The sequence below is a fragment of the Rhodospirillales bacterium genome, from assembly GCA_016710335.1.
In the GTDB taxonomy this organism is placed as follows: domain Bacteria; phylum Pseudomonadota; class Alphaproteobacteria; order Rhodospirillales; family Defluviicoccaceae; genus JADJXQ01.
In genome coordinates this window covers 40752-63290 of record JADJXQ010000025.1, presented here as the reverse complement: position 1 = coordinate 63290, position 22539 = coordinate 40752, and the positions used below count along the sequence as shown (strand labels likewise).

Below are 22539 nucleotides of genomic sequence, written 5' to 3'. Positions count from 1 at the left end.
TGCAGGTGCCGTCCTCATGCGATGTTGACCAGAGTGAAGATTCCTTGCGCCAGCAGCGAAGCCGGCAGGAGCACCAGCCAGCCGAACACGTCGAGCCTGAGCCCGACTTGGGCGCCCAGCCACGGCACCAGGAAAATGCCGCCGAGCACGATGAAAATGCCGTAACGCTCGAGGGCCGCCCACCGCACCGCCAGCGCCGGCGGCAACAGGCCCACGGCGACGCGGCCGCCGTCCAGCGGCGGCACCGGCAGCATGTTGAACACCGCGAGCAACACGTTGATCCAGACGGCGTTGCGAAGGTTGTAGGCCACCCACTCGGCAAGGTCGCCGGACAACAGCGGCACCAGGTGGATAGCCGCTGCCGCGACGATGGCCATAACGATGTTGATGCCGGGACCTGCGGCGGCGACCAACACCATGTCGCGGCGCGGCTGGTGCAGGTTGGCGAAGTTGACCGGCACCGGCTTGGCGAAGCCGAACAGCATCCGCCCGCCCGAGCCGATGAACAACAGCGCCGGCAGCAGCACCGTGCCGAACGGATCGATGTGGCGGAGCGGGTTGAAGGTGACTCGCCCCAGGCGGAACGCGGTGTCGTCGCCCCGACGATGCGCTACCCAGCCGTGCGCAGCTTCGTGGAAGGTGATCGCCAACAGCACCGGGATGACCCAGACCGACAGCGTGAACAGGATGGTGTCAATGTCGAAATTCACGCGTTCGATCCTCGTTTCCACGCCACCGGCTGGCCTTGCATCAATGCCTCCAGCCGGGCGGCGACGCTGTCCGCCGGTCGCTTGTCTCGGCATTCAAGCCGCGCTCGCTCTCCCCGAGCGAGACGGGTCAGCGCCGCGTCCGACAGAAGCGGCGCGACCGCGGCGACGGCGTGCATCTCATCGAGATCGCCGTTGCAGTGAAGAACCACGTCGCATCCGGCGGCGACCGCCGCTTCGGCCCGCGCCGCCGGAGGTCCGGCGAGCGCCGCCATGCACAGGTCGTCGCTCAGCAACAGGCCGTCGAAGCCGATGGCGCCGCGGATGATGTCGCCAATGACCGTTCGAGATGTAGTCGCCGGCGCCTCGCAATCAATGGCGGTGTAGACCACGTGCGCGGTCATCGCCCACGGCATGTCGGCTAGGCGGCGGAACGGCGCGAAGTCGACTCTTTCCAGTTCGTCCCGGCTGGCGTCGACGATGGGCAGCGCCCGATGGCTGTCGACAGCGGCGCGTCCATGACCGGGGATGTGCTTGATCACGGGCAGCACGCCCTCCGCCAGCAGCCCTTCGCAGGTGCTGCGGCCAAGGCGCGCGGCCAGTTCCGGCGTGTCGCCGGCGGCGCGGTCGCCGATGACCGGGTCGGCGCCGGGCTGCGGGATGTCGAGGATCGGCAGGGTATCGACGGTGATGCCCAGCGCCGCAAGCTCCGCCGCCACAAGCCTGGCATTGAGCGTGCACGCCTCGCAGGCGCGCGCCACGTCGGCAGCGGCAAAACGCGCGAATACGGCCGGCGCCGGCGCACTCCGCCAGTGCGGCGGCTTGAGGCGCGCCACCCGCCCGCCTTCCTGGTCGATGAGCACGGGCGCGTCGGCGCGTCCGACGGCGGCGCGGAAGTCGTCGACGAGGGCGCGGACGGCGTCAGGTGCAGCGCAATTGCGGGCGAACAGGATGAGGCCGAGCGGATCCCACTCGGCCAGAAACCGCCGCTCGCTATCTGTAAGCTCGGCGCCGGCGACGCCGAAGATGACTGCCCGCGGCGGCGCGCCCCGCTCCCTAGCCACCGGGGCGCACGACCATGCATCCGACGCCGCGGCCCGACAGCCTGTTGCACAGCGCCCGCGCGTTGTTCTCGCCGAGAATGGGACCGGCGCGCAGCCGGTAGAACACGCCTTTGTCGCCGAGATCGGCGCGCACCACCTGTGATCCCAGGTCGCCGAGCAGATCACCGTGCTTGGCTTTATAGCCTGCCCAAGCGCTCTCCGCCCGTTCCTCGGAGCTCACCGCCGCCAACTGTATCTGGTAGACCCCACCGCGCGTCGACGCCGGCGGAGCGGAGACGGCGGCGGTGCTCACCTCTGGCGCGCGGCCGGCATCGGATGGTTGGGCGGAGTCCGCGGGGGCCGCCGATCCCGCCGCCGATTCAGCACGCTGATCGTCGCGGGCAGGCCGAGACGTGGGAGCGGCGGTGCCCACTCCGGTAGCCGCAGCGTTTCCGTTCCCTGACGTCGACGGATCGGCGGGTCCGGCCGGGGCGGCATCGTCGGGCTGCGACGCCTGCCCGTTCACGCGCTCGCTGTCCTCGGCCAGCCACGCCGGCGGCGGCGGCGGCTGATCGCTTTCGACATGAAGCTGCGGCTGAGGCGGCGCAATTGGCTCCTCGGTCGGCGGCAGCAGGCGCTCGACGGTATCGGGCTCCTCCTCCCCCGCCAGGCGGCGGTAGACCAGCTTGTCGCGATCCTCGACGGTCATTCCGCCCGGCTCGTCGGGCTTCACCTTGACGGGCTCTGGATCGGCGCGAATCACCTCCGGCTCGACCCCGGCGACCTGTTCGTCCTCGCCGTTCCAGCCCCACCACGCGAAGACAAGGGCGATGACGAGCAGCGCTGCGATCACCCATGAGCCGCGGCCGCGGCGGCTCTGCGGCTGGCTCTCCACCGCAAGTTCGTTCGGATCCGGAAACGGCGGTTGCCGGGGACTGAAATGGATGGGTTTGCGTTCAGCCATCACCGTAACTCCTCAACGGGTTCTACGCCAAAGACCTCGAGACCGGACGCGAGAACCGCCTGAACGGCGCGGACCAGCGCCAGACGGGCGAGCGTCATCGGTACGTCCGACGGCGTGATGAAACGAAGTCGGGCGTCGTCCTTGCCCTTCGTCCACAGCACATGAAACGACGCGGCAACTTCCTGCAGGAAAAAGGCGACACGATGCGGCTCGTGCGCCGCCGCCGCCGTCTCCACCAGGCGCGGCCACGCCGCCAACTGGCGGATGAGATCGAGTTCCGCCTGATCCGTCAGCCGCTCGAGCGCCGTCGCCGCCAGGGCGGCGTCGGTGACGGCGCCGGCGCCCAGTTCTCCGGCGGCATGACGGAGAACCGAGCGGCAGCGCGCGTGAGCGTACTGGACGTAGAACACCGGATTTTCCCGCGACTGCTCCACCACCGCCTCGAAATCGAAGTCCAGTTGCGCGTCGTTCTTGCGAGTCAGCATGACGAAGCGGAAAACGTCGCGGCCGACCCGCTCGACAACCTCCCGCATGGTGATGAAAGACCCTGCCCGCTTCGACATCTTCACGGGCTGTCCGCCGTCGAGCAGATTGACCATCTGGCAAAGCTTGACGTCGAGATCGGCGTGGCCGTCGCTGATCGCCTTGACCGCCGCCCGCATCCGCTTGACATACCCGCCGTGATCGGCCCCCCACACGTCGATCATCGACGCGAAGCCGCGGCGGTATTTGTCGAGGTGGTAGGCGATGTCGGTGGCGAAATATGTCCACGACCCGTCGGACTTCTTGAGCGGCCGGTCCACGTCGTCTCCGAAGAGCGTCGCCCGGAACAGCGTCTGCGGCCGCGGCTCCCAGTCGTCGGGGAGCATGCCCTTCGGCGGCTCCAGCACGCCTTCGTATAGCAGGCCCATCTCCGCAAGCGTCGCCAGCGCGGCCTCCACCTTGCCGTCGGCGACCAAGCGCCGCTCCGAGGTCATCACGTCGAAGCGCACCCCGAGCAGCGCCAGATCGTCCGAGATCAGGGCCAGCATGCGCTCTGCGGCGACATCGCGGAATGCCGGCAGCCAGTCGCCCGCCTCCGCATTGCGCCAGCGGTCGCCGTCGCGGCGAACCATGTCCTCGGCGACCGGGACCAGATAGTCGCCGGGGTACAGACCTTCCGGAAACGCCCCGGCATCCTCGCCCAACGCTTCGCGATAGCGGAAATGCAGCGAGCGCGCCAGCGCGTCCACCTGCGCGCCGGCATCGTTGACGTAGTACTCGCGGGTGACGCGGTAGCCGGCCTTTTCCAGCAGCGCCGCCAACACGTCGCCGACCACGGCGCCGCGGCCATGACCGACATGGAGCGGCCCGGTGGGATTGGCGGACACGAACTCGATGTTGACCGCGGTTCCGGCGCCGCTGGTCGAATCTCCGTAAGCCGAGCCAGCCTTCAAAATGTCCCGCAACCGTTCATGCCAGAAGGGATGCGCCAGGCGCAGGTTGATGAAGCCCGGACCGGCGACCTCCACGTCGGCAACCGACTCCATCGCCGCCAGCCGCCCGGCGAGTGCGGCGGCGAGCTCCCGAGGCTTCATTCGCGCCGACTTGGCGAGCACCATGGCGGCATTGGTGGTGACGTCGCCATGGCCGGCGTCGCGCGGCGGCTCGACCGCGACGCGGGCGGTGTCAAGGCCGTCCGGCAGCACCCCGTCGCCCGCCAGCGCCGCCACCGCGTCGCTCACGGCATCAGCGAAAAACTGAAAGAGGTTCATGAGCTCCTCGACTGGACATCGAGCAGCCTACGGTGCTCGTCGAGGGCGTAGCGGTCGGTCATGCCGGCCACGTAATCGCAGACCACCCGCGCCGTCTGCGGCGTCGACGCCCGGCCCGCCGTTCGCTGCCAGTCGGTGGGCAGACAGCCCGGCTCCTCGACCAGCAGCCGGAACAACTCGCGGACCGCCCGCTTGGCCTTGCTGGTCATGCGGTTGAGCTTGTAGTGGCGGTACATGTGCTTGAACAGAAACGCCTTGAGGGCGCGGTCGTTGTCCTCCATTGCCGCGGAAAAGCCGGCGATCGGGCGGCTGTGGCCGCGGATGTCGGCGGGCGAGCGCGGCGCCAGTTCTTCGAGGCGCCGGCGCGTCTCGCCGATGAGGTCGGCGATCATCAACCCGATCAGCCGGCGCACCGCTTCGTGGATCAGGCGAGTCGGCTCCAGCACCGGATACCGCGCCCGCACCTCCGAGAGAACCGGTCCGACCAGCGGCACCACGCCCAGATCGTCGATGCTGAACAGGCCGGCGCGCAGGCCGTCGTCGATGTCGTGGTTGTTGTAGGCGATATCATCGGCGAGAGACGCAACCTGGGCCTCGGCGCCCGCATAGGTGTCGAGTTCCAGATCATAGCCGGCGACGTACTCGGCGATCGCTTGTGGCAGCGGGCGGCTGGCATGAGCGCCGACCAGCGGGCCGTTATGCTTGACGAGGCCTTCCAGCGTTTCCCAGGTCAGGTTGAGGCCGTCGAAGTCGGCATAGCGCGCCTCCAGGTGTGTCACCACCCGAAGGCTCTGGGCGTTGTGGTCGAAACCGCCGAACGGCTCCATCATTTCCTTCAAGGCGTCCTCGCCGGCGTGGCCGAACGGTGGATGACCGAGATCGTGGGCGAGCGCGAGGGCCTCCGCCAGGTCTTCGTTGAGGCCGAGGCTGCGGCAGACGGAGCGGGCGATCTGCGACACCTCGAGGCTGTGGGTGAGGCGGGTGCGGAAGAAGTCGCCTTCGTGGTTGACGAACACCTGGGTCTTGTATTCTAGCCGCCGGAACGCCGCCGAATGGATGATACGGTCGCGGTCCCGCTGATAGCAGGTGCGGCTGGCGCTCTCCGGCTCCGGGTGCCGACGCCCGCGGCTGTCGGCGGCGCGACACGCAAACGGCGCCAGGGTGTGGTCCTGATTCATGTTCAGAGCCTACAAACCGCCGGCACCGCAAGCAACGATGCCGTTCCGGACAAGCCGCCGGCCGCCCGCATCGTCCCCTTTGACAGCCCGCGCGGTTGGACTACATTTAGAGAAACACAACCATATCGGAAGATTACTCTCGTCCGCGCATCAGGAGTCCATTGAGATGGCCGTGGGAACCAACGTCATCGACCAGTCCGGCTTGCAGTTGTCCGCGAGCGCCGCCGGCCGAATCGCCGTGCTGACCGCCATGGAGGGCAATCCGGAGCTGAAACTGCGGGTGTCGGTCTCCGGCGGCGGATGCTCCGGCTTCCAGTACGGGTTCAGCCTCGATGACCAGGTGAACGCTGACGACCGGGTGTTCGAGCGGGACGGGGTCGCTGCCGTCATCGACGAGGTTTCCCTCGGTCTCCTGCAGGGCTCGGAGATCGATTTCGTCGAGGACCTGATCGGCTCCTACTTCGCCATCAGGAACCCGAACGCGTCGTCCACCTGCGGCTGCGGCTCGTCGTTCTCCGTCTGATGGATGATCGGCGCGCGGCGGCGTGACGCGACCGAGGCAACGCCGCCGGCGGACGCGGACGGCCCTCCTTAGCCGAGCTTCACGTCTTAGCCGAGCTTCACGTCGGGCCCGACAGTGCTGCGGCGGCTAAAGGAAGGCGTCCCCGTCGGTTACCCCGCCGATCAGGTTGGCCGCGAGCAGACGCTCCGGGTTGGGGCCGCGCCCGACCGGGACCAGCACTCGAGGCAGAGCCGCCAGCCAGCGGACCAACGCCTGGCGAGCCGCGACCGCCGCCTCTAGCGTCACAGCTTCGAAACGGAGATGGTCGCCGGGGCGGCGTTGTCCGAGAGCCGGCAGGTCCGCGCTGATGACTGTAGCGATCTTGGGATAGCCGCCCGTGGTCTGGGCGTCGGCCATCAGGACGATGGGCTCTCCAGTGCCGGGAACCTGGATGCTGCCCGGCACGGTGGCGTCGGAGATGATGTCGAAGCCCCGGCTGTGCTCCAGCGGAGGGCCGGAAAGGCGATAGCCCATGCGGTCGGAATGCGGCGAGATCGTGTAGTCCGTCGCCTGGAAACGTGCGATCGCCTGCGTGGTGAAGTGGTCGTCCTGCGGGCCGAGAACGACCCGCACCTTTGGAAAGGCGTGAGGCATGTGCTCCGGCGGCAGCCATTGGTCCGGAACGGCAAGCTCCGCCTCCCCCAGCGGCAAGCGGTCACCCGCAGCTAGCGGTCCGCCGTGAAGGCCGCCGAGGCCTGAACGCACATGGGTGGAGCGGCTGTCCAGCATCGCCTCGATTGCGAACCCGCCGGCGGCCGCCAGATAGCCGCGCACGCCGTGCCGCGTGCTGCCGATGCGAACGCTCTGCCCCGCTTCCCAGGTATGGCTGCACGCGGCGGCAGCGGGGCTGCCGTCGATGAACATGGGGAAGTCGCCGCCGGCCAACGCGATCCGCACCGCCGCTCCCTCTACGACGAAGCTGCCGCCGATCAACGTCAATTCCACAGCGGCGGCGCCCGGCGGATTGCCCACCAGCGCGTTGGCGATGCTCAGCGCCACGGGATCCATGGCTCCCGACACCGGAACCCCGAAGCGCCGCCAGCCGCGACGGCCGAAGTCCTGAAGGGTGCTCAGCGGGCCCGGCGTCTCCACGCGCAAGGCTGCGTTCATTCCGGAAGTTCCTCGGCAACGACGTCCCCGGCATCGGCCCGGCGTGCAAGCGGCTCCCAAGCTTCGGCCGGCAACGGACGGAAGCGCACGCGGTCGCCGGCGGACAGGAGAAACGGCTGCTCGCGGCGTGAGTCGAACACGCGAACCGGCGAACGTCCCACAAGGTGCCAGCCGCTCGGGCACGCCACCGAGTAGACCGCCGACTGCGAGCCGCCGATGGCAATGCTGCCCGCCTCCACCGTCGCGCGCGGATCCGCCCGGCGCGGCAGATGAAGCTGCGGATCGAGCCCGCCGAGATAGGCGAACCCCGGCTGGAATCCGATCATATAGACCCGGTACTCCGCCTCGGCGTGGCGGCGAACAACCTCCTCCTCGCTGAGGTCGCTGGCGTTGGCGACGAACTGCAGATCTTCGCCAAAGGAGCCGCCATAGACGACCGGCAGGCTCCACCGGCGCCCGGCCGGAGCGGCAACCGAATCCTCCGGCTCATCGAGCAAAAGCTCCAACCGGCGCACCAAGTCCGCAAACGCAACGGTCCCGGGATCGTAGGCTACGAGGAGCGAGCGATACGTCGGGACGGTCTCCTCCACGCCGGCGATGCCCGCACCGGTCAAGAGCGCATCGAGGGCGAGGACGCGATTGTTGGTCACGTCGTCGATCGACTCCCCGAGTTCCACCACGAGCGCCGCATCGCCGGCCGGCAGGAAGCGGGCGCGCTGCCGCGGCTGGACAGAAGATTGAACTTTAATCATGTTCGATCTCCAACAAACTGAAAAACCAGTAGCAGAAGGGCTGGATCATGGGAATCGCAATCGATCTCAACTGCGACATGGGCGAGAGCTTCGGCGTCTACACGCTCGGAGACGACGACGCCATGCTCGACATCGTCACCAGCGCCAACGTCGCCTGTGGCTTCCATGCGGGCGATCCCCTCGTCATGCACCGGACCATCACGCGGGCGCTAGCGAACGGCGTGGCGGTCGGCGCTCATCCCAGCTACCTCGATCTCTGGGGCTTCGGGCGGCGCCAGATCATCGGGGACACGCCCGAGGAGATCGTGCAGATGATGGTGTACCAGATCGGCGCCATCCAGGCGGTGGCCGCGGCGGCCGGCCACAAGGTGACTTACGTCAAGCCCCACGGCGCCCTCGCCAACCGTGCCGCCGTCGATCAGGATATCGCAAACGCCATCGCGGACGCCATCCGCCGGATTGATCCTGAACTGGTGTTCATGGTGATGCCCGGGATGGCCACCGAACGCGCCGGCGAGACCCATGACTTGCGGATCGTGCGCGAGGTGTATGCCGACCGCACCTACGACGACAACGGCAACCTGACCTCGCGCAAGAAAGAGGGCGCCGTGATCCACGACCCGGATGCCGCGGCTGATAGGGTAGTGCGCATGTTGGAGGAGCAGGCGATCACCACCGTGAGCGGCGCCAAGCTTCCGGCTCATATCGACACCGTATGCGTCCACGGCGACAACCCGGCGGCGGTCGCCATGGCCCGCCGCATCCGCGCCGCTCTGGAGGCCGGCGGCGCCACGATCGCTCCCTTCTCCTGATCGCTTGACGGACTTGTTGACATGAAATGGCTTGGAGAGCACTTTGACGTGCGCATGTCATAAGCGAGTGAAGGAACGCACATGCCGCTGGCGGGAACGGGACTACTTGTCAACTGCATGGATATCGATCCGGAGCATGAGCCGGATTTCAATCGCTGGTACGACAAGGAACACCTAGCCGAGCGCGTCGCCATCGCGGGCTTTCTCGAGGCCCGCCGCTACATTGCCCACCAGGCGCCGGTCAAATATTTGGCGCTCTACACCACGGAAACATTCGACGTACTCAGCAGCCCGCCCTATCGGGAGCGCGTCGCACACCAGACGCAGTGGTCGCTGGACAACATCGCCCGGTTCCGCAACGCGACCCGGGCCCTCGTTCGCGTGGGAGCGAGCCAGGGTCAAGGTCGTGGCTCGGCGATCGTGTTCGCTCGCCTGCGCCCATCAGGGCCAGAGGCAAGCAGCCTGCGCAACCGCATCGCGGAGCGGTTCCCGGAGACGATCGCGCGGGACGGCATCGTCTCGGTCCATCTCCTGGAAAGCGATCCTGAACTGTCGCAACCGCTGAGCGGAGCGGACGCGGCCAGCAACGGCGCCGGTGATTGGTACGTCGTGATCGACGGCACCGGCGTCGAAGCCGTGCGCTCGGCGTGCGAAGACGCGCTGAGACCAGATCAGCTGGAGGGCGCCAAGCTCATCTGGACAGGCACCTACCGACTGCTATGGGATCTTTCGAAAGCCGAACTGGCTGCCTAACCCTTCGCGGGGCGGCAGCCGATCACAGCCGACCGCGTCTCCGATAGAGCAAATTGCGGAGGAAATGTCATGAAGATTGCGAAATTGGGCTTTTTCGCGGCCCTCGTCGCCGCGGTCGGCTTCTCAACGCCATCGCTTGCTGAAAAATGGGACATGCCGGTCCGCTCCAACGAGCGGAACTACATGACCGTGAACATTCAGGAATTCGTCGACGACGTGGAAAAGGAGTCCGGTGGCGACATCGAGATCGTTCTCCACCCGGAGGACTCCTTGGTTCGACAGCCGGACGTGCCGCGCGCGGTGCAGACGGGCCAAGTCCCCATCGGGGAATACTTCGTGTCGATGCAGAGCAACGAAAACCCTATCTTCGGCATCGACAATGTCCCGTTCCTGGCCACCGATTACGACTCCAATCGCAAACTGGCGGAAGCGGCCCGCCCGGCCCTTGAGGAAGCGCTGAAACCGAAGCGCCTGCGCTTACTGTTCATCCAGCCGTGGCCGCCGCAGGGCATCTACGTCGATCAGCCCCTCAAGTCGCTGAGTGACCTGCAGGGCGTCAGCTTTCGGGCCTACAATCCCAATTCGGCGCGCATGGCCGAACTGATGGGCGCCCGGCCGGTGACCATTCAGCAGGCCGAAGTGCCGCAGGCCTTCTCCACCGGGGTCATCGAGGCGATGCTTACATCTCCGGCGACGGGCGTCGACTCTCAGGCGTGGGACTTCGTCAGCTATTTCTACGATGTCCGGGCGTTCATTCCCTGGAACATTGTCGTCGTCAACGAACGCACGTTCCAGAACCTGGACGAGAAGGGCCAGAAGGCCGTGCTGAAGGCTGCGAAAGCGGCCGAGGAACGGGCGTGGAAACGGGCTCCGGAGGTCATTGAGGGATTGATCGCGACTTTGGCCGAACATGGCATGCAGGTCGAGAAGCCGGGGGAACAGCTGCAAGGTGAGTTGCAGAAGGTGGGCGACCAGATGCTCGAGGAGTGGAAGTCGAGCGCCGGCGACGCTGGAAGCAAGGTGATCGAGCGCTACCGCAGCAGCAACTGACGCCGTCGACCGCTCATGCGCGCCCTCGACTGGCTCTTTCATGGCGGGGGGATCCTCGCCGCCATATTCCTTGCGGCCGTGGGGCTGCTCACGCTTGCCCAGATCCTTGGTCGGCTGCTCGGGTTCCTGGTGCCATCAGGGGCGGAGTTCGCCGGCTTCGCCATGGCGGCTTCCACCTTTTTCGCGCTGGCCTGGACACTGCGCATGGGCAGCCACATCCGGGTCAGTCTGTTCGTTCAGAAGCTGCAGCCCCGCTATCGCACCGCCGTGGAGATCTGGTGTCTGCTGATCGCGGCCGGTTTCGTAGGTTTGCTCGCCTACTCGGCAGCGTTGATGGTTTGGGACTCGTACGACTTCGGCGACCTGTCGACGGGGCTGTTGGCTGTTCCGCTGTGGATCCCTCAGACCGCAATGGCGCTCGGCGTCATCCTGCTTGAAGTTGCGATCGTCGAACAGTTGGTTCTGGTGCTGAGCGGCCGTGAGCCGGTCTATCGCCGCCATGAGGATGCCGAAGGAACCGCTGACGAGGTCATGGGTGAATAGGCGCCATGGACCCCCTCGCCTTTAGCCCGCTGTTGGCGCTGGCCCTCCTATTCCTCCTCGGGACCAGCATCTGGGTCGCGGTCTCGCTGTTGACCATCAGCGTCGTCGGCATGGTGTTGTTCACCAACGCCCCGGTCACCCTGGTCATGCCGAGCACCATCTGGAGCGCACTGAGCAGTTGGACACTGACGGCTTTGCCGCTGTTCATCTGGATGGGGGAGATCCTGTTCCGCTCCCGCCTCTCAGAGGACCTGTTCAAGGGACTTGCCCCTTGGATGGGGCGGCTGCCGGGGCGGTTGCTGCATGTCAACGTACTGGGTTGCGCGATCTTCGCTGCCGTCAGCGGCTCATCGGCGGCGACTGCCGCGACCGTCGGTAAAATGGCGATCCCGGAGCTTCTCCAACGGGGCTACGACGAGCGCATGACCCTCGGATCGATCGCCGCCTCGGGAACCTTGGGGCTGCTGATCCCGCCGTCGATCATCCTGATCGTCTATGGGGTCTCGGCCAATGTTTCCATCGCCCGACTCTTCCTGGCTGGCGTCATTCCCGGGTTGGTTCTGGTGCTGCTGCTCATGGGCTTAATTATGGCGTGGGCCCTGCTCCATCCCGGTCGCCTGCCGAAAGAGGCCGAGACCCTGTCATGGAGGGAACGTCTGCACCGGCTTCGCCTGCTCCTGCCGGTGGTGCTGCTGATCGCGGCCGTGATCGGCTCGATCTACGTGGGCGTCGCCACCGCGACCGAAGCCGCCACCCTCGGCGTTGTCGGGGCGCTGCTCATCGCCACCCTCACCGGCGGCATGACCTGGACAACCTTCAAGGAAAGCCTCTACGGGGCCACCCGGACTTCGTGCATGATCGCGTTCATCCTTGGCTCCGCCGCCTTCCTGACGACGGTGATGGGCTACACCGGCATCCCGCGAGCGCTGGCGACCTGGATCAACGAGATGGGGTTGTCTCCCTATGCCCTGCTCGCCGCGCTGACCGTGTTCTTCGTGGTGCTGGGGTGTTTTCTGGACGGCATTTCGATCGTGGTCCTGACCACGGCGATCATCATCCCGATGGTCCAGACGGCCGGCATCGACCTGGTGTGGTTCGGCATCTACATCGTTCTGGTCGTGGAGATTTCCCAGATCACGCCGCCGGTTGGCTTCAACCTATTCGTCATACAGTCGCTGACCGGGCGAAACATCCTCTACATCGGTCGCGCGGCGTTGCCGTTCTTTGCGGTCATGCTCGTGGCCGTCGTCATCCTCGTCGCCTTCCCGGCCATCGCGACGTGGCTGCCGAGCCGCATGATGGCCGGCTGAAACGCGGCTCGGGACCCCCTCCGTGTCCCGGAGCGCGACCATCCTCTCCATTGCCGCCGACCTCGACTCCGGCCGGACCACCAGCCTTGCCTTGACCGAAGCGGCGCTGGCTCGCATCGAGGACCCGGACGGAGAGGGCCGGCGCGCCTTCACGCGAGTGGACCGCGAGGCGGCGCTGGCCCAGGCGCGCGCCAGCGATCTGCTGCGAAGCCACGGCGTCGTCCCGTCTCCGCTCGCCGGTGTGCCGGTATCGATCAAGGACCTGTTCGACATCAAAGGCCAAGTCACGACGGCCGGCTCCGTCGTACTCGAGGATGCTCCGCCAGCCGAACGGGACGCGCCCGTCGTGGCGAGGCTGCGCGCCGCCGGCGCCGTCGTTGTCGGCCGCACCAACATGACCGAGTTCGCCTACTCGGGGCTGGGCCTCAATCCGCACCACGGCTGCCCCGGCAATCCGGTCGATCGGGCGCGGGTTCCCGGCGGCTCCTCCTCCGGGGGCGCCGTGTCGGTGACCGACGGCATGGCGGCGGCGGCCATCGGCAGCGATACCGGCGGTTCGGTGCGCATTCCGGCCGCCTTCTGCCGGCTCGTCGGCTTCAAGCCGAGCCAGAAGCGGGTGTGTCGGCGCGGGGTGCTGCCACTCTCATCGTCGCTTGACAGCGTTGGTCCCATCGGGCGGAGCGTCGCCTGCTGCGCCATCCTGGACGGCGTGCTCACCGGCGCGGCGTTCGTCGCCACAGAGCCGGCCGAGCTTCCGGGTCTGCGTCTCGGTCTGCCGAAAAGCTACGTGTTGGAGGGGCTCGACCGGACCGTCGCCGCAGCATTCGAAGACGCCGTTCGGCGGGTCGAGCGCGGCCATGCGTACGTTCACGACCTCCCGCTTCCTCAGGTCGACCGCATTCCGGACCTGAACGGCAAGGGCGGTTTGACGGCGGCCGAGGCTTATGCCTGGCATCGCGACCTCTTGTCTCGCCACGGCGAGAGGTACGACCCTCGAGTGAGAGTAAGGATCGAGCGCGGCGCCGAACAGTCCGCGGCGGACTACATCGACCTGCTCCACGCTCGCGCCGCCCTGAGCGCGGAGGTCGAGGCTGCGACCGACCGGTTTGACGCTCTGCTGACGCCGACCGTCGCCATCGTCCCGCCGCGCTTCGACGACCTCGTGGACGATGTGGCCTACGCTCACATCAACAACATGGTGTTGCGCAACACGTCCGTCTGGAACTTCATCGATCGGCCGGCCGTCTCCATACCCTGCGCCAGCGGCGGCTTGCCCGTAGGCCTGATGATCATCGGGCGGCGCAACGACGACCGCCGCCTGCTTGCGATCGCACGCGCGCTCGAACGACTGGTCGATTGAGGCGCGGTCGCTCATCAGGCTCCCGTCGAGCGGCTCCAGGCGAAGTCGGTCCGCGGCGGCAATGATCCGTCTGCACCGCATGCGCGGGCGATGCGGAGGCCCTCGTTCCACTTGGCGAGCCGCTCGGAGCGGGCGAAAGAGCCGACCTTGAGTTGCTCGACGCCCCAGCCGACGGCGAGGTGAACGATGGTAACGTCCTCGCTTTCGCCGGAGCGGGCGGAGACGATGGCGCCCCAACCGGCCTGCCGGGCCGCAAGCAATGCCGCAAGCGTCTCGGTCAGGGTCCCCGCCTGGTTGGGCTTGATCAGGGCCGTGTTGCAGGCGCCGCGCTTCGCGGCTGCCTGGATGCGCGCCGCATCGGTTGCCGTGTAGTCGTCGCCGACGACCTGCACCCGACTGCCCGCGGCTTGGGTGAAGGCCGTCATGCCGGCGTCGTCGTCCTCGGCCAAAGCGTCCTCGACCGAAACGATCGGGTAGCGCGCGATCCAGTCCAGCAACAGCTCGCACATCCCGTCGCTGTCGAGGTCGGATTCGTCGAGAGCGAGGCGGTAGCGGCCGCCGCGGCCGAACTCGGAAGCGGCGACGTCGATGGCGATGGCCACGTCCTCGCCGGGGATCAACCCGGCCCACTCGATGGCGCGCACGATCAGCGCGAACGCGTCCTCGTTGGCGTCGAATGCCGGCCACCAGCCGCCCTCGTCCGCCACGCCGTAGAGCCGGCCGTCGGCGGCCATAAGCGCCCCGGCGCACCGATACACCTCCGACGACCAGTCGAGGGCCTGGGCATAGCTCTCCGCGCCCACCGCGATGACCATGAAATCCTGCACGTCGACCCGGCGGCCGGCGTGGGCGCCGCCGCCGAAGATCTGGATCTCTGGTAGCGGCAGCCGCGGCGGCGCCTCGCCGCCAAGCCACCGCCACAACGGCAATCCGGCGGCCGCCGCAGCAGCATGGGCGGCCGCCATGGAGACGGCGATCATGGCGTTGCCGCCGAGGCGAGACTTGTCCGGCGTACCATCGAGGTCGATCAAGGCGCGGTCGATCGCCGCCTGGTCGGCCGCGTCGGCGCCACTCAGCGCGGGCGCGATGGTGGTGCTGATGCGGGACAAAGCGTCGCGCACGTCGTAGCCGCCGAACGGCGGCCCGCCATCGCGCAGATCAACCGCTTCGCCGCTGCCGCAGGATGCGCCGGCCGGCGCGATGGCGCGGCCGCTGGCGCCGCCGGCAAGGAGCACCTCCGCCTCCACGGTCGGCCGCCCACGGGAGTCCCAAACCCGCCAGCCGCGCACCTCGGCGATGGCGGTGGCACTCATGCTCGTCTCGCCAGCTCGTCCGCCCAGATCGAAGCCACCTCCGCCAGCGTCTCAACCGGCATCGCCAGAAGCCGCCGCGCCGTCCGCCGTACCCGCTCCCGATCCGCCTCGGCTTCGATGTATTCCACCGGCGACTTGCCGTCGACCCTCGCCAGCATCAGTCCCGGTAGCAGGTGCGCGGCGCGCGCCTCCACCGCCGCTGCCGGCTCCCAGGTGACGCCGCGGAGGTAGCTGTCGGCAATGGCGTGAAACGCCTGCAGATAGCGTTCGCGGACCCGCGGCGTCCACAGGCACTTCAGCAGCAGGTGGTTGAGGCAGAAGGCGAGATCGAACGCCGGATCGCCGTACCACGCGCATTCGGCGTCGAGGAACACCGGTCCGGCCGGGCCGATCAGGATGTTCTTGGGGCTTACGTCACCATGCACCAGCACGCGCCGGGTCGCCGCCGTGACCTGCACCAGCGCCGTCAACGCCTCGGCCCGGTCCGGATGCGCGCGGGCGGCGGCTTCCAGGTAAGGCTCGAGCCGGAGAGCATGGAACAGGGCGTCGGACTCGAACCGCCGCGCCAACGCCGGCCGGTCGGCGGTGCCGGCATGGATGCGCGCGAGCCGCCCGCCGACGATGGCGGCGGTGACAAGATCGACGCGGCCGACGTGCAGTTCCTCCTTCCACACCGGATAGAGGTCCGCATCCAGGTAGTCCATGACGAACAGGCCGGCGCCGGGATCATGGGCGACGATTCGGGGCACTGCTGCCGGCTCGATTGCCGCCACCGTCTCGAACCACCGCACCTCGAAGGCGTTGCGCTCCACCGGCGCCTGCCAGTCGGCTGCGACCTTGAGGCGGGGCAGCGCGCGCTTGACGCACACCGGCCCGTCGGCCCTGTCGACGCGCCAGATGTCGGACGACACGCCGCCGGCGAGCGCGGTGCAGACGGGCCTCTCGCTGGCTCCGATCACGCCCAGCCGCCGTAGCGCTTCCAGGATGTCGTCGGTGGATCCGTCAGCCACGACGGATCAGCGCCCGCCGACGACGACGTTCTGTGGCCGACCGGCGGCGAACGCTTCGATGTTGTCGATGAGTTGGTCGGCGAGAGTCTGCATGGCCTCGCGGCTGGCCCAGGCGACGTGGGGGGTGAGGATGAACCGGGGATGGTCGAGAAGCTGCATCAGCGGGCTGTCGGAAGGCGGCGGCTCCGGCTGGGTGGTGTCGACGGCGGCGCCGGCGATCAGGCCCTCTCGCAAGGCCGTCGCCATGTCGGCCTCGTCAATGAGGCCGCCGCGGGCGGTGTTGACGACGATCGGCCGGCGGCACATGGCGCGGAACTCCGCCATGGCGATCATCCCGCGGGTCGCCGGGGTCAGCGGACAGTGCAGGGTGATGACGTCGGCCGTCGCCAGCACGTCGTCCCACGGCGTGTACAACGGCCCGAGGCCGCTGACGCCCTTGTGGGCCGCAAACATGACCGTCATCCCGAACGCTCTGGCCAATGCCGCCACGCCTTGGCCGTTGGCGCCCTCGCCGATGATGCCGATGCGGCTGCCGTGAAGGTCGGCGATGGGATGGTCGAAGAAGCAGAACTGCTTCGCCTCCTGCCAGCGGCCGCGCCGTACGGACTCGTGGTAGGCGAGGATGTTGCGGCGGAGCGCCAGGATCAGCGCGAACGTGTGCTCGGGAACGGTGCGGACGGCGTAGCCGCGGATGTTGGAGACGACAATGCCGCGTTCGCGGCACGCGTCCAGATCGATCATGTCGGTGCCGGTGGCGGCTGCGGCGATCATCTTCAGGTTCGGGAGTTGTGTCAGTGCGTCGGCGCGCAGTGGCACCTTGTTGCTGATGACGATGTCGGCATCGGCCGAGCGCTCTGCCACCGCTTCCGCCGGCGTGCGGCCGTGCTCCGTCCAGCGATGGTCGAACGCCGGCCGCCGCAGGTTGACAGACGGCGCCAGCGTGTCGCGGTCGAGAAAGACGATGCTCCTGCTCATGCCGGTTCCGCCGCTGGTCCTCACGCGCTCCAGATCCCAAGCGCTTCTGCTGGGAAGTCCATTCCCTGCCGGGGGACTGCATGATACGCCCTGCGCCCTCAGGTGCAAGCGCCGCCGCGACCGGAAGCGCCCGCGGTTGGCCAAGCCCGGTGTCCTCTGGTAAGACGGGCCCCACGGCAACCTGACGGAAGGGAGCACGAGGCCGATGCTTGGCTTCTTCGCCTTGCTGCTGGTCTGTCAGTTGGCCGGCGAAGTGCTGGTCGTGGCGTCGGGATTGCCGGTTCCCGGTCCGGTCGCCGGCATGGTCCTGCTGTTCGCCGGGCTCATGATGCGCGGCGGCATCCCTGCCGGCCTCGCCGAAGCATCGGACGGGCTGCTCGCGCACCTGTCCCTGCTGTTCGTGCCGGCGGGCGTCGGCGTCATGCTGCACGCGAACCTGATCGCCGCCGAGTTGGTGCCGATCGCCGTGTCGCTGATCGCCAGCACGGTGCTGACCATCGCCATCACCGCCTTCGTCATGCACCTGCTCAGCCGCGGCAACGACGACCGCGGCAACGCCGGCGATGACAGAAGCGCAGACGCCAGTAGTGGAGACGGGCGGCGATGACCACCGATCTGCAGGCCATCTGGGTCTACCTGGCCGCGAGCCCGCTGCTGGCGCTCACCCTGACCGTGCTGGCGTATCTCGGCGGAACGTGGCTCTATCGGCTGAGCGGCAGCAACGCGCTGGTCAATCCGGTGCTGATCGCCGTTGTCGCCCTCGTCGGCTTGTTGTGGCTGACCGGCACCGACTACCGCACCTACTTCGAAGGCGCCCAGTTCGTCCATTTTCTGCTTGGCCCGGCCACGGTCGCCCTCGCCGTTCCGCTCTATCGCCAGGTGCAGCAGGTCAGGCGCTCGCTGCTCGCCATCCTCGTCGCGGTGATCAGCGGCGCGCTGACGGCGGCGGCGAGCGCGGTCGGCATCGCTTGGCTCCTGGGTGCCTCTGAAAAGACAGTCCTGTCGCTGGCGCCGAAGTCGGTGACCGCGCCGGTCGCCATGGGCATTTCCGAGCAGTTGGGCGGCCTCCCCACCCTGACCGCCGTCGTCGTCATCCTGACCGGCATCACCGGCGCGATGACCGCAACCGGTCTCCTCCGCCTGCTCCGCATCCGCGACGAGCGCGCCGCCGGCCTCGCCATCGGCGTCGCCGCCCACGGCATCGGCACCGCCCGAGCGTTCCAGGTCAGCGACGTCGCCGGCGCCTTCTCCGGCCTCGCCATGGGCCTCAACGCCCTCGCCACCGCGATCCTGATACCGCTGCTGTACCGGCTGCTGTTTTGAGCGTTCGAAATGCAGGTTTCCTTACCCATTGCAGCAATCGGGTTCATACCTATTGGGTCTAGCGGTTCCGGGACCTGCTCGCGTCGCGCAACCGGCCCGTCGACGCCAAGACGCGGCCGGATGCGATTGTCGAGCCTTACGGGAAGACGCGGCGCGATGAAGGCGCTAAGCACTGGGCGGCAACACCGCAGGTTTGCTCCAAGTACCTGCTCGCCGCCCTGGCGTGAATACAGCATCGGCATCCGCAGCGTAAGCCGGCTTCACGGCTACCGCTTGTCGCGGTTAGCCTCCATGTAGGCTCGGAGGACGGCAGACATGCGGGTCAAGTGGCCCTTGCCCTGGCTCCGGAACCACTCCAAGACCTCGGGGTCGAGGCGCAGGTGGACCGAGGTCTTGCCGTTGTTGCCGGGGACGACGAGGCGGGCGGTGCGCCAGAAGGCTTCGTCCAGTCGGATCTCCGGCGCGTCCGCCCGGGTCGGGACTGTGTCGCCGTCTCGTGCCATCTGTTCGAGCTCAGCGCGCGAGTAGTGCCTGATATCGTCTTCTGCCATCTTCTCCGACCTTCCAAGCGCTGATGATCCGCCGGTTGATCCCGCGCCACGTGTAGGCCACCAGGAAGAATTCGTCGCCCACGTGGCCCAACGCGCGGAACCGGGTTTCCCTGTGCTGTCCGCGGCGATCTTCGGCTTCGAGCACCGGGCTGGCGAAGATGCGGGCGGCGATACGGAAATCGACGCCTCGCTCGGCGATGTTCGCGAGGCGTTTCCGCTCGTCCCACTCGAACCCGTCCATTCCTGGAAAAGTACAGAAAAGTGGACACGACGGCAATCGCCGTTCCGCGGGGGGAGATGAGCACGCGAAGCACGCGGAGCGGGTAGTGCCTACGTCGTCGGCGGGGGTCTGGCGGCGCCGAGGCGGGATTCGCGGTGGGTGATGTAGAGGACGGCAGCGAAGATGACGGCGGCGCCGATCCAGGTCCAAAGGTCGGGGATCTGGCCGAACAGGAGGTACGCGAACACGGAGACGAACACCAGGCGGGCGAAGTCGAACGGGATCACCGCCGACGCGTCGGCGGCGGCGAAGGCGCGGGTCAGCAGCACTTGGCCGAGGGTTGCGACACCGCCAAGCAGGGCAAACCACAGCCACATCACCGGCGTCGGCGTCGTCCAGAAGAACAGCGCGATGACGAACGACGCCGGCGTCGCCAATGCTCCGAAATAGAAGACAATGGCGTTGGGGCTCTCGGTGCGGGACAGCAGCTTGATCATCAGCATCGCCGCCGCCATGAATGCGGCAGCGGCAAGCGCCACCGCGGCGCCGCCGGACAGCGTCTCCGCGCCCGGCCGCAGGATGATCAGGGTGCCGCAGAAGCCGATGACGGTGGCGGCCCAGCGTCGAATTCGCACCGTCTCCCCCAGAAACAGCGCCGCGCCGGCGGTCGCGAACAAGGGCGCCGTGAAGGTCAGCGCCGTCGCCTCGGCGAGCGGCATCAGGCTCACCGACAGGAACAAGCAGACCATCGCCGTCAGGCCGAACGCCGCGCGCACCAGATGGGCGCCGAACCGCCGCGTCTTCAAGCCGGGCAGTCCGTCCCGCACCAGCCACGGCAGAAGCGCCAACAGCCCAAACAGGTTGCGGAAGAAAGCCGACTGGATCGGGTGTATGTCCGCGGACAGGTAGCGGACAAGGGTCAGCATGCTCGCAAAGCAGAGGCAGGCGCCAATCATCAACAGGGCGGCGCGCAGCGGGTCCGACAAGGCGTTGCGGCGATCGGCGAGAGTGACGTGGAAGGCCATTGGTTGCGTCGGGTTCCGAGCCGGCAGCGTCCCACGGCGCTCGGGAGGTTGACATTGCGCGGGTCGAACCGCCTCCGCATACTGCGTCTGGCACACGAGAAATGAAAGACATGGGGAGGCAAATGGTGTCCGAACCTCTGTGGCGGCCGGGCCGGAGCCGCGTCCTGGAGAGCAACCTGACCCGCTTCATGGAGGAGGTCGGGAGCGACTGGAACGTCAACGTCCCCGACTATTCCGCCCTCTACGCCTTCTCGATCGCCGAGAAGGAGAAGTTCTGGCAAAGCCTCAAGGAGTTCGCCTTCGTCAGCGCCGAAACGTGGGGGCTTCCGGTTCTGGAACACGGCGGCCGTATGCCGGGGGCGCGGTGGTTCCCGGGAGCCAAGCTCAACTTCGCCGAAAACCTTCTGCGCCGTCGCGACGACGCCGATGCCATCGTGTTCCGCGGCGAGGATCGGGTACGCCGGCGGCTGTCCTTCGGCGAGTTGTACGACGATGTGTCCCGCCTCGCCCAGGCGTTGCGGCAGGCCGGCGTCGGCGTCGGCGATCGGGTCGCAGGGTACCTTCCCAACATGCCTGAGTCGGTCATTGCCATGCTGGCGAGCACCAGCCTCGGCGCCGTGTGGTCGTCGTGTTCGCCCGACTTCGGCGTCCAGGGGGTGCTCGACCGCTTCGGCCAGATCGAGCCCAAGGTGCTGTTCGCCGCAGACGGATACTTCTACGGCGGCAAGACTGTCGACGTCATGGGCAAGCTTTCCGAGATCCGGCCCAGGCTGCCGACGCTGCAGCACTGCGTTGTCGTGCCCTACACCCGCGCCGCGCCGCCTCTCGACGGGATCGCCGACGCGGTGACGCTGGCGGAATTCGTCGCCGACATCGAGCCCGAGGAGACCATCCCGTTCCGGCGGCTGCCGTTCGACCACCCCGTCTATATCATGTATTCGTCCGGCACCACCGGGGTGCCCAAGTGCATCATCCACGGCGCCGGCGGCACCCTCCTCCAGCACATGAAGGAGCATCTTCTGCATTGCGACATCCGGCCGAACGACCGGGTGTTCTATTTCACTACCCTCGGCTGGATGATGTGGAACTGGCTGGTTTCAGCCCTCGCCAGCCAGGCGACACTCTTGCTCTACGACGGCTCGCCGTTCCACCCCGACGGCAACGTGCTGTTCGACTACGCCGATGGCGAGGGCATGACCCTGTTCGGCACGTCGGCCAAGTACATCGACGCTGTCGCGAAGGCTGGGTTGAGGCCGCGCGAAACCCACGCGCTCGCGACGTTGCGCACCATGACCTCGACCGGCTCGCCGCTGGCCCCCGAGGCGTTCGACTTCGTCTACCGCGACATCAAGGCGGACCTGCATCTGGCCTCCATCGCGGGCGGCACCGACCTGATCTCCTGCTTCGTCCTCGGGAACCCGATCGCGCCGGTGTGGCGGGGCGAGATCCAGACCGCGGGGCTCGGCATGGCCGTCGACGTGTTCGACGACGAGGGCAAGCCGTTGCGCGGCGGCAAGGGCGAACTGGTGTGCACGGCGCCGTTCCCGTCGATGCCGGTCGGCTTCTGGAACGACCCGGATGGCGTCAAGTACCGGGCCGCCTACTTCGAGCGCTTTCCGGGCGTCTGGCACCACGGCGACTACGTGGAGCGGACAGCGCATGGCGGGTTCGTGATCCACGGCCGTTCCGACGCGACCCTGAATCCCGGCGGGGTGCGCATCGGCACCGCCGAAATCTACCGTCAGGTGGAGCGCCTCGACGAGGTTGTGGAGGCGATCTGTGTCGGCCAGGACTGGCAGGGCGACGTGCGCATCGTGCTGTTCGTGGTGCTGCGGCCCGGGCTGACGCTGGACGAGACGCTGATCAGCCGCATCAAGGCGCACATCCGCGCCACCTGCAGCCCCCGCCACGTCCCCGCCAAGGTCATCCAGGTCGCCGACATCCCGCGCACCAAGAGCGGCAAGATCACCGAGATCGCCGTCCGCGACACCATCCACGGCCGCCCCGTCAAGAACACCGACGCCCTAGCCAACCCCGAAGCGCTGGCGCTGTACGAGGACTTGGCGGAGTTGGCGGGCTGATCAGTCGTCAAGCTTGTCGTTGCGAGAAGGCGCAACCGACGTGGCAATCCAGATTATGGCACCGCATCAGGTTCCCGAATTGCCGCGCATGACCTGCGGCTCTGCTCGCAATGAAGGGTGACCCGGGAGGACATTCGCGTTTG

23 protein-coding genes are annotated in these 22539 nt (G+C 67.6%); 10 read left to right on the top strand and 13 right to left on the bottom strand.

Annotated elements, in window-relative coordinates:
- Nucleotides 1–14: 14 nt before the first annotated feature.
- Genes IPM60_17285 through IPM60_17265 form a run of 5 tightly spaced genes read right to left on the bottom strand, consistent with a single transcriptional unit; the run spans nt 15 to nt 5646 of the window.
- Entirely contained in the window at nt 15–710 is a 696-nt protein-coding gene (locus IPM60_17285) for a site-2 protease family protein (protein MBK8909548.1), read from the bottom strand.
- Nucleotides 707–1771, bottom strand: coding sequence for a beta-N-acetylhexosaminidase (gene nagZ / locus IPM60_17280; protein ID MBK8909547.1), 1065 nt, complete (start codon nt 1769–1771; stop codon nt 707–709). The genes IPM60_17285 and nagZ overlap by 4 nt, the downstream gene beginning before the upstream one ends.
- Nucleotides 1764–2714 (bottom strand): SPOR domain-containing protein, encoded by a 951-nt coding sequence (locus IPM60_17275; protein MBK8909546.1) that lies wholly within the window; start codon nt 2712–2714, stop codon nt 1764–1766. Before IPM60_17275 ends, nagZ begins: the two co-directional genes overlap by 8 nt.
- The gene (locus IPM60_17270) at nt 2714–4468 is read right to left on the bottom strand and encodes an arginine--tRNA ligase (protein ID MBK8909545.1); all 1755 of its coding nucleotides are present in this window, start codon (nt 4466–4468) and stop codon (nt 2714–2716) included. The genes IPM60_17275 and IPM60_17270 overlap by 1 nt, the downstream gene beginning before the upstream one ends.
- Nucleotides 4465–5646, bottom strand: a complete 1182-nt coding sequence (locus tag IPM60_17265; protein MBK8909544.1) for a deoxyguanosinetriphosphate triphosphohydrolase — start codon at nt 5644–5646, stop codon at nt 4465–4467. The genes IPM60_17270 and IPM60_17265 overlap by 4 nt, the downstream gene beginning before the upstream one ends.
- A gap of 166 nt (nt 5647–5812) precedes the next feature.
- On the opposite strand from IPM60_17265, the gene erpA reads away from it, so the two are divergent.
- Nucleotides 5813–6169 (top strand): iron-sulfur cluster insertion protein ErpA, encoded by a 357-nt coding sequence (gene erpA / locus IPM60_17260; GenBank protein ID MBK8909543.1) that lies wholly within the window; start codon nt 5813–5815, stop codon nt 6167–6169.
- Between the two features lie 126 nt (nt 6170–6295).
- On the opposite strand, the gene IPM60_17255 is transcribed toward erpA, so the two are convergent.
- Nucleotides 6296–7318 (bottom strand): biotin-dependent carboxyltransferase family protein, encoded by a 1023-nt coding sequence (locus IPM60_17255; protein ID MBK8909542.1) that lies wholly within the window; start codon nt 7316–7318, stop codon nt 6296–6298.
- Nucleotides 7315–8070 (bottom strand): 5-oxoprolinase subunit PxpB, encoded by a 756-nt coding sequence (gene pxpB, locus IPM60_17250; GenBank protein MBK8909541.1) that lies wholly within the window; start codon nt 8068–8070, stop codon nt 7315–7317. Before pxpB ends, IPM60_17255 begins: the two co-directional genes overlap by 4 nt.
- A 53-nt stretch (nt 8071–8123) precedes the next feature.
- Between pxpB and IPM60_17245 the strand changes: the two genes are divergently transcribed.
- From IPM60_17245 to IPM60_17220, 6 genes are all read left to right on the top strand, one after another.
- Entirely contained in the window at nt 8124–8882 is a 759-nt protein-coding gene (locus tag IPM60_17245; GenBank protein MBK8909540.1) for a 5-oxoprolinase subunit PxpA, read from the top strand.
- 81 nt (nt 8883–8963) lie between these two features.
- The gene (locus tag IPM60_17240) at nt 8964–9635 is read left to right on the top strand and encodes a hypothetical protein (protein MBK8909539.1); all 672 of its coding nucleotides are present in this window, start codon (nt 8964–8966) and stop codon (nt 9633–9635) included.
- Between the two features lie 69 nt (nt 9636–9704).
- Nucleotides 9705–10685 carry a TRAP transporter substrate-binding protein gene (locus tag IPM60_17235; GenBank protein MBK8909538.1) on the top strand — a complete coding sequence of 327 codons (981 nt, stop codon included), beginning with the start codon at nt 9705–9707 and terminating at the stop codon, nt 10683–10685.
- 15 nt (nt 10686–10700) lie between these two features.
- Complete coding sequence (locus tag IPM60_17230) at nt 10701–11228, top strand: TRAP transporter small permease (GenBank protein ID MBK8909537.1); 528 nt, start codon at nt 10701–10703, stop codon at nt 11226–11228.
- Between the two features lie 5 nt (nt 11229–11233).
- Nucleotides 11234–12538, top strand: a complete 1305-nt coding sequence (locus tag IPM60_17225; protein ID MBK8909536.1) for a TRAP transporter large permease subunit — start codon at nt 11234–11236, stop codon at nt 12536–12538.
- A 40-nt stretch (nt 12539–12578) separates the two neighbouring features.
- Nucleotides 12579–13898: an amidase gene (locus tag IPM60_17220; GenBank protein ID MBK8909535.1), complete on the top strand. Its 1320-nt coding sequence runs from the start codon at nt 12579–12581 to the stop codon at nt 13896–13898.
- A gap of 14 nt (nt 13899–13912) precedes the next feature.
- Here the strand turns inward: IPM60_17220 and eno are convergent, their stop codons facing one another.
- Genes eno through IPM60_17205 form a run of 3 tightly spaced genes read right to left on the bottom strand, consistent with a single transcriptional unit; the run spans nt 13913 to nt 17196 of the window.
- Nucleotides 13913–15211 (bottom strand): phosphopyruvate hydratase, encoded by a 1299-nt coding sequence (gene eno, locus IPM60_17215; protein MBK8909534.1) that lies wholly within the window; start codon nt 15209–15211, stop codon nt 13913–13915.
- Complete coding sequence (locus IPM60_17210) at nt 15208–16221, bottom strand: aminoglycoside phosphotransferase family protein (GenBank protein MBK8909533.1); 1014 nt, start codon at nt 16219–16221, stop codon at nt 15208–15210. Before IPM60_17210 ends, eno begins: the two co-directional genes overlap by 4 nt.
- A 6-nt stretch (nt 16222–16227) precedes the next feature.
- Nucleotides 16228–17196, bottom strand: coding sequence for a D-2-hydroxyacid dehydrogenase (locus IPM60_17205; GenBank protein ID MBK8909532.1), 969 nt, complete (start codon nt 17194–17196; stop codon nt 16228–16230).
- A gap of 205 nt (nt 17197–17401) precedes the next feature.
- On the opposite strand from IPM60_17205, the gene IPM60_17200 reads away from it, so the two are divergent.
- On the top strand, nt 17402–17803 hold the full coding sequence (locus IPM60_17200; protein ID MBK8909531.1) for a CidA/LrgA family protein: 402 nt from the start codon (nt 17402–17404) through the stop codon (nt 17801–17803).
- Nucleotides 17800–18519 carry an LrgB family protein gene (locus IPM60_17195; GenBank protein ID MBK8909530.1) on the top strand — a complete coding sequence of 240 codons (720 nt, stop codon included), beginning with the start codon at nt 17800–17802 and terminating at the stop codon, nt 18517–18519. The genes IPM60_17200 and IPM60_17195 overlap by 4 nt, the downstream gene beginning before the upstream one ends.
- Nucleotides 18520–18785: 266 nt before the next feature.
- Here the strand turns inward: IPM60_17195 and IPM60_17190 are convergent, their stop codons facing one another.
- From IPM60_17190 to IPM60_17180, 3 genes are all read right to left on the bottom strand, one after another.
- Nucleotides 18786–19070 (bottom strand): BrnA antitoxin family protein, encoded by a 285-nt coding sequence (locus IPM60_17190; protein MBK8909529.1) that lies wholly within the window; start codon nt 19068–19070, stop codon nt 18786–18788.
- On the bottom strand, nt 19033–19311 hold the full coding sequence (locus IPM60_17185; protein ID MBK8909528.1) for a BrnT family toxin: 279 nt from the start codon (nt 19309–19311) through the stop codon (nt 19033–19035). The genes IPM60_17190 and IPM60_17185 overlap by 38 nt, the downstream gene beginning before the upstream one ends.
- An 89-nt stretch (nt 19312–19400) precedes the next feature.
- Nucleotides 19401–20315 (bottom strand): DMT family transporter, encoded by a 915-nt coding sequence (locus tag IPM60_17180; protein ID MBK8909527.1) that lies wholly within the window; start codon nt 20313–20315, stop codon nt 19401–19403.
- A gap of 122 nt (nt 20316–20437) precedes the next feature.
- Between IPM60_17180 and IPM60_17175 the strand changes: the two genes are divergently transcribed.
- Nucleotides 20438–22396, top strand: coding sequence for an acetoacetate--CoA ligase (locus IPM60_17175; protein MBK8909526.1), 1959 nt, complete (start codon nt 20438–20440; stop codon nt 22394–22396).
- Nucleotides 22397–22539 lie beyond the last annotated feature (143 nt).

Excerpts from the sequence above, each read along its gene's own strand:
- IPM60_17205 (MBK8909532.1), bottom strand. The coding sequence starts at position 17,196 with ATGAGCAGGAGCATCGTCTTTCTCGACCGCGACACGCTGGCGCCGTCT.
- eno (MBK8909534.1), bottom strand. The coding sequence starts at position 15,211 with ATGAGTGCCACCGCCATCGCCGAGGTGCGCGGCTGGCGGGTTTGGGAC.
- IPM60_17265 (MBK8909544.1), bottom strand. The coding sequence starts at position 5,646 with ATGAATCAGGACCACACCCTGGCGCCGTTTGCGTGTCGCGCCGCCGAC.
- IPM60_17175 (MBK8909526.1), top strand. The coding sequence starts at position 20,438 with ATGGTGTCCGAACCTCTGTGGCGGCCGGGCCGGAGCCGCGTCCTGGAG.
- pxpB (MBK8909541.1), bottom strand. The coding sequence starts at position 8,070 with ATGATTAAAGTTCAATCTTCTGTCCAGCCGCGGCAGCGCGCCCGCTTC.
- IPM60_17185 (MBK8909528.1), bottom strand. The coding sequence starts at position 19,311 with ATGGACGGGTTCGAGTGGGACGAGCGGAAACGCCTCGCGAACATCGCC.
- IPM60_17225 (MBK8909536.1), top strand. The coding sequence starts at position 11,234 with ATGGACCCCCTCGCCTTTAGCCCGCTGTTGGCGCTGGCCCTCCTATTC.
- IPM60_17195 (MBK8909530.1), top strand. The coding sequence starts at position 17,800 with ATGACCACCGATCTGCAGGCCATCTGGGTCTACCTGGCCGCGAGCCCG.
- erpA (MBK8909543.1), top strand. The coding sequence starts at position 5,813 with ATGGCCGTGGGAACCAACGTCATCGACCAGTCCGGCTTGCAGTTGTCC.
- IPM60_17270 (MBK8909545.1), bottom strand. The coding sequence starts at position 4,468 with ATGAACCTCTTTCAGTTTTTCGCTGATGCCGTGAGCGACGCGGTGGCG.
- IPM60_17190 (MBK8909529.1), bottom strand. The coding sequence starts at position 19,070 with ATGGCAGAAGACGATATCAGGCACTACTCGCGCGCTGAGCTCGAACAG.
- IPM60_17255 (MBK8909542.1), bottom strand. The coding sequence starts at position 7,318 with ATGAACGCAGCCTTGCGCGTGGAGACGCCGGGCCCGCTGAGCACCCTT.
- IPM60_17180 (MBK8909527.1), bottom strand. The coding sequence starts at position 20,315 with ATGGCCTTCCACGTCACTCTCGCCGATCGCCGCAACGCCTTGTCGGAC.
- IPM60_17200 (MBK8909531.1), top strand. The coding sequence starts at position 17,402 with ATGCTTGGCTTCTTCGCCTTGCTGCTGGTCTGTCAGTTGGCCGGCGAA.
- IPM60_17235 (MBK8909538.1), top strand. The coding sequence starts at position 9,705 with ATGAAGATTGCGAAATTGGGCTTTTTCGCGGCCCTCGTCGCCGCGGTC.
- IPM60_17230 (MBK8909537.1), top strand. The coding sequence starts at position 10,701 with ATGCGCGCCCTCGACTGGCTCTTTCATGGCGGGGGGATCCTCGCCGCC.
- IPM60_17275 (MBK8909546.1), bottom strand. The coding sequence starts at position 2,714 with ATGGCTGAACGCAAACCCATCCATTTCAGTCCCCGGCAACCGCCGTTT.
- IPM60_17240 (MBK8909539.1), top strand. The coding sequence starts at position 8,964 with ATGCCGCTGGCGGGAACGGGACTACTTGTCAACTGCATGGATATCGAT.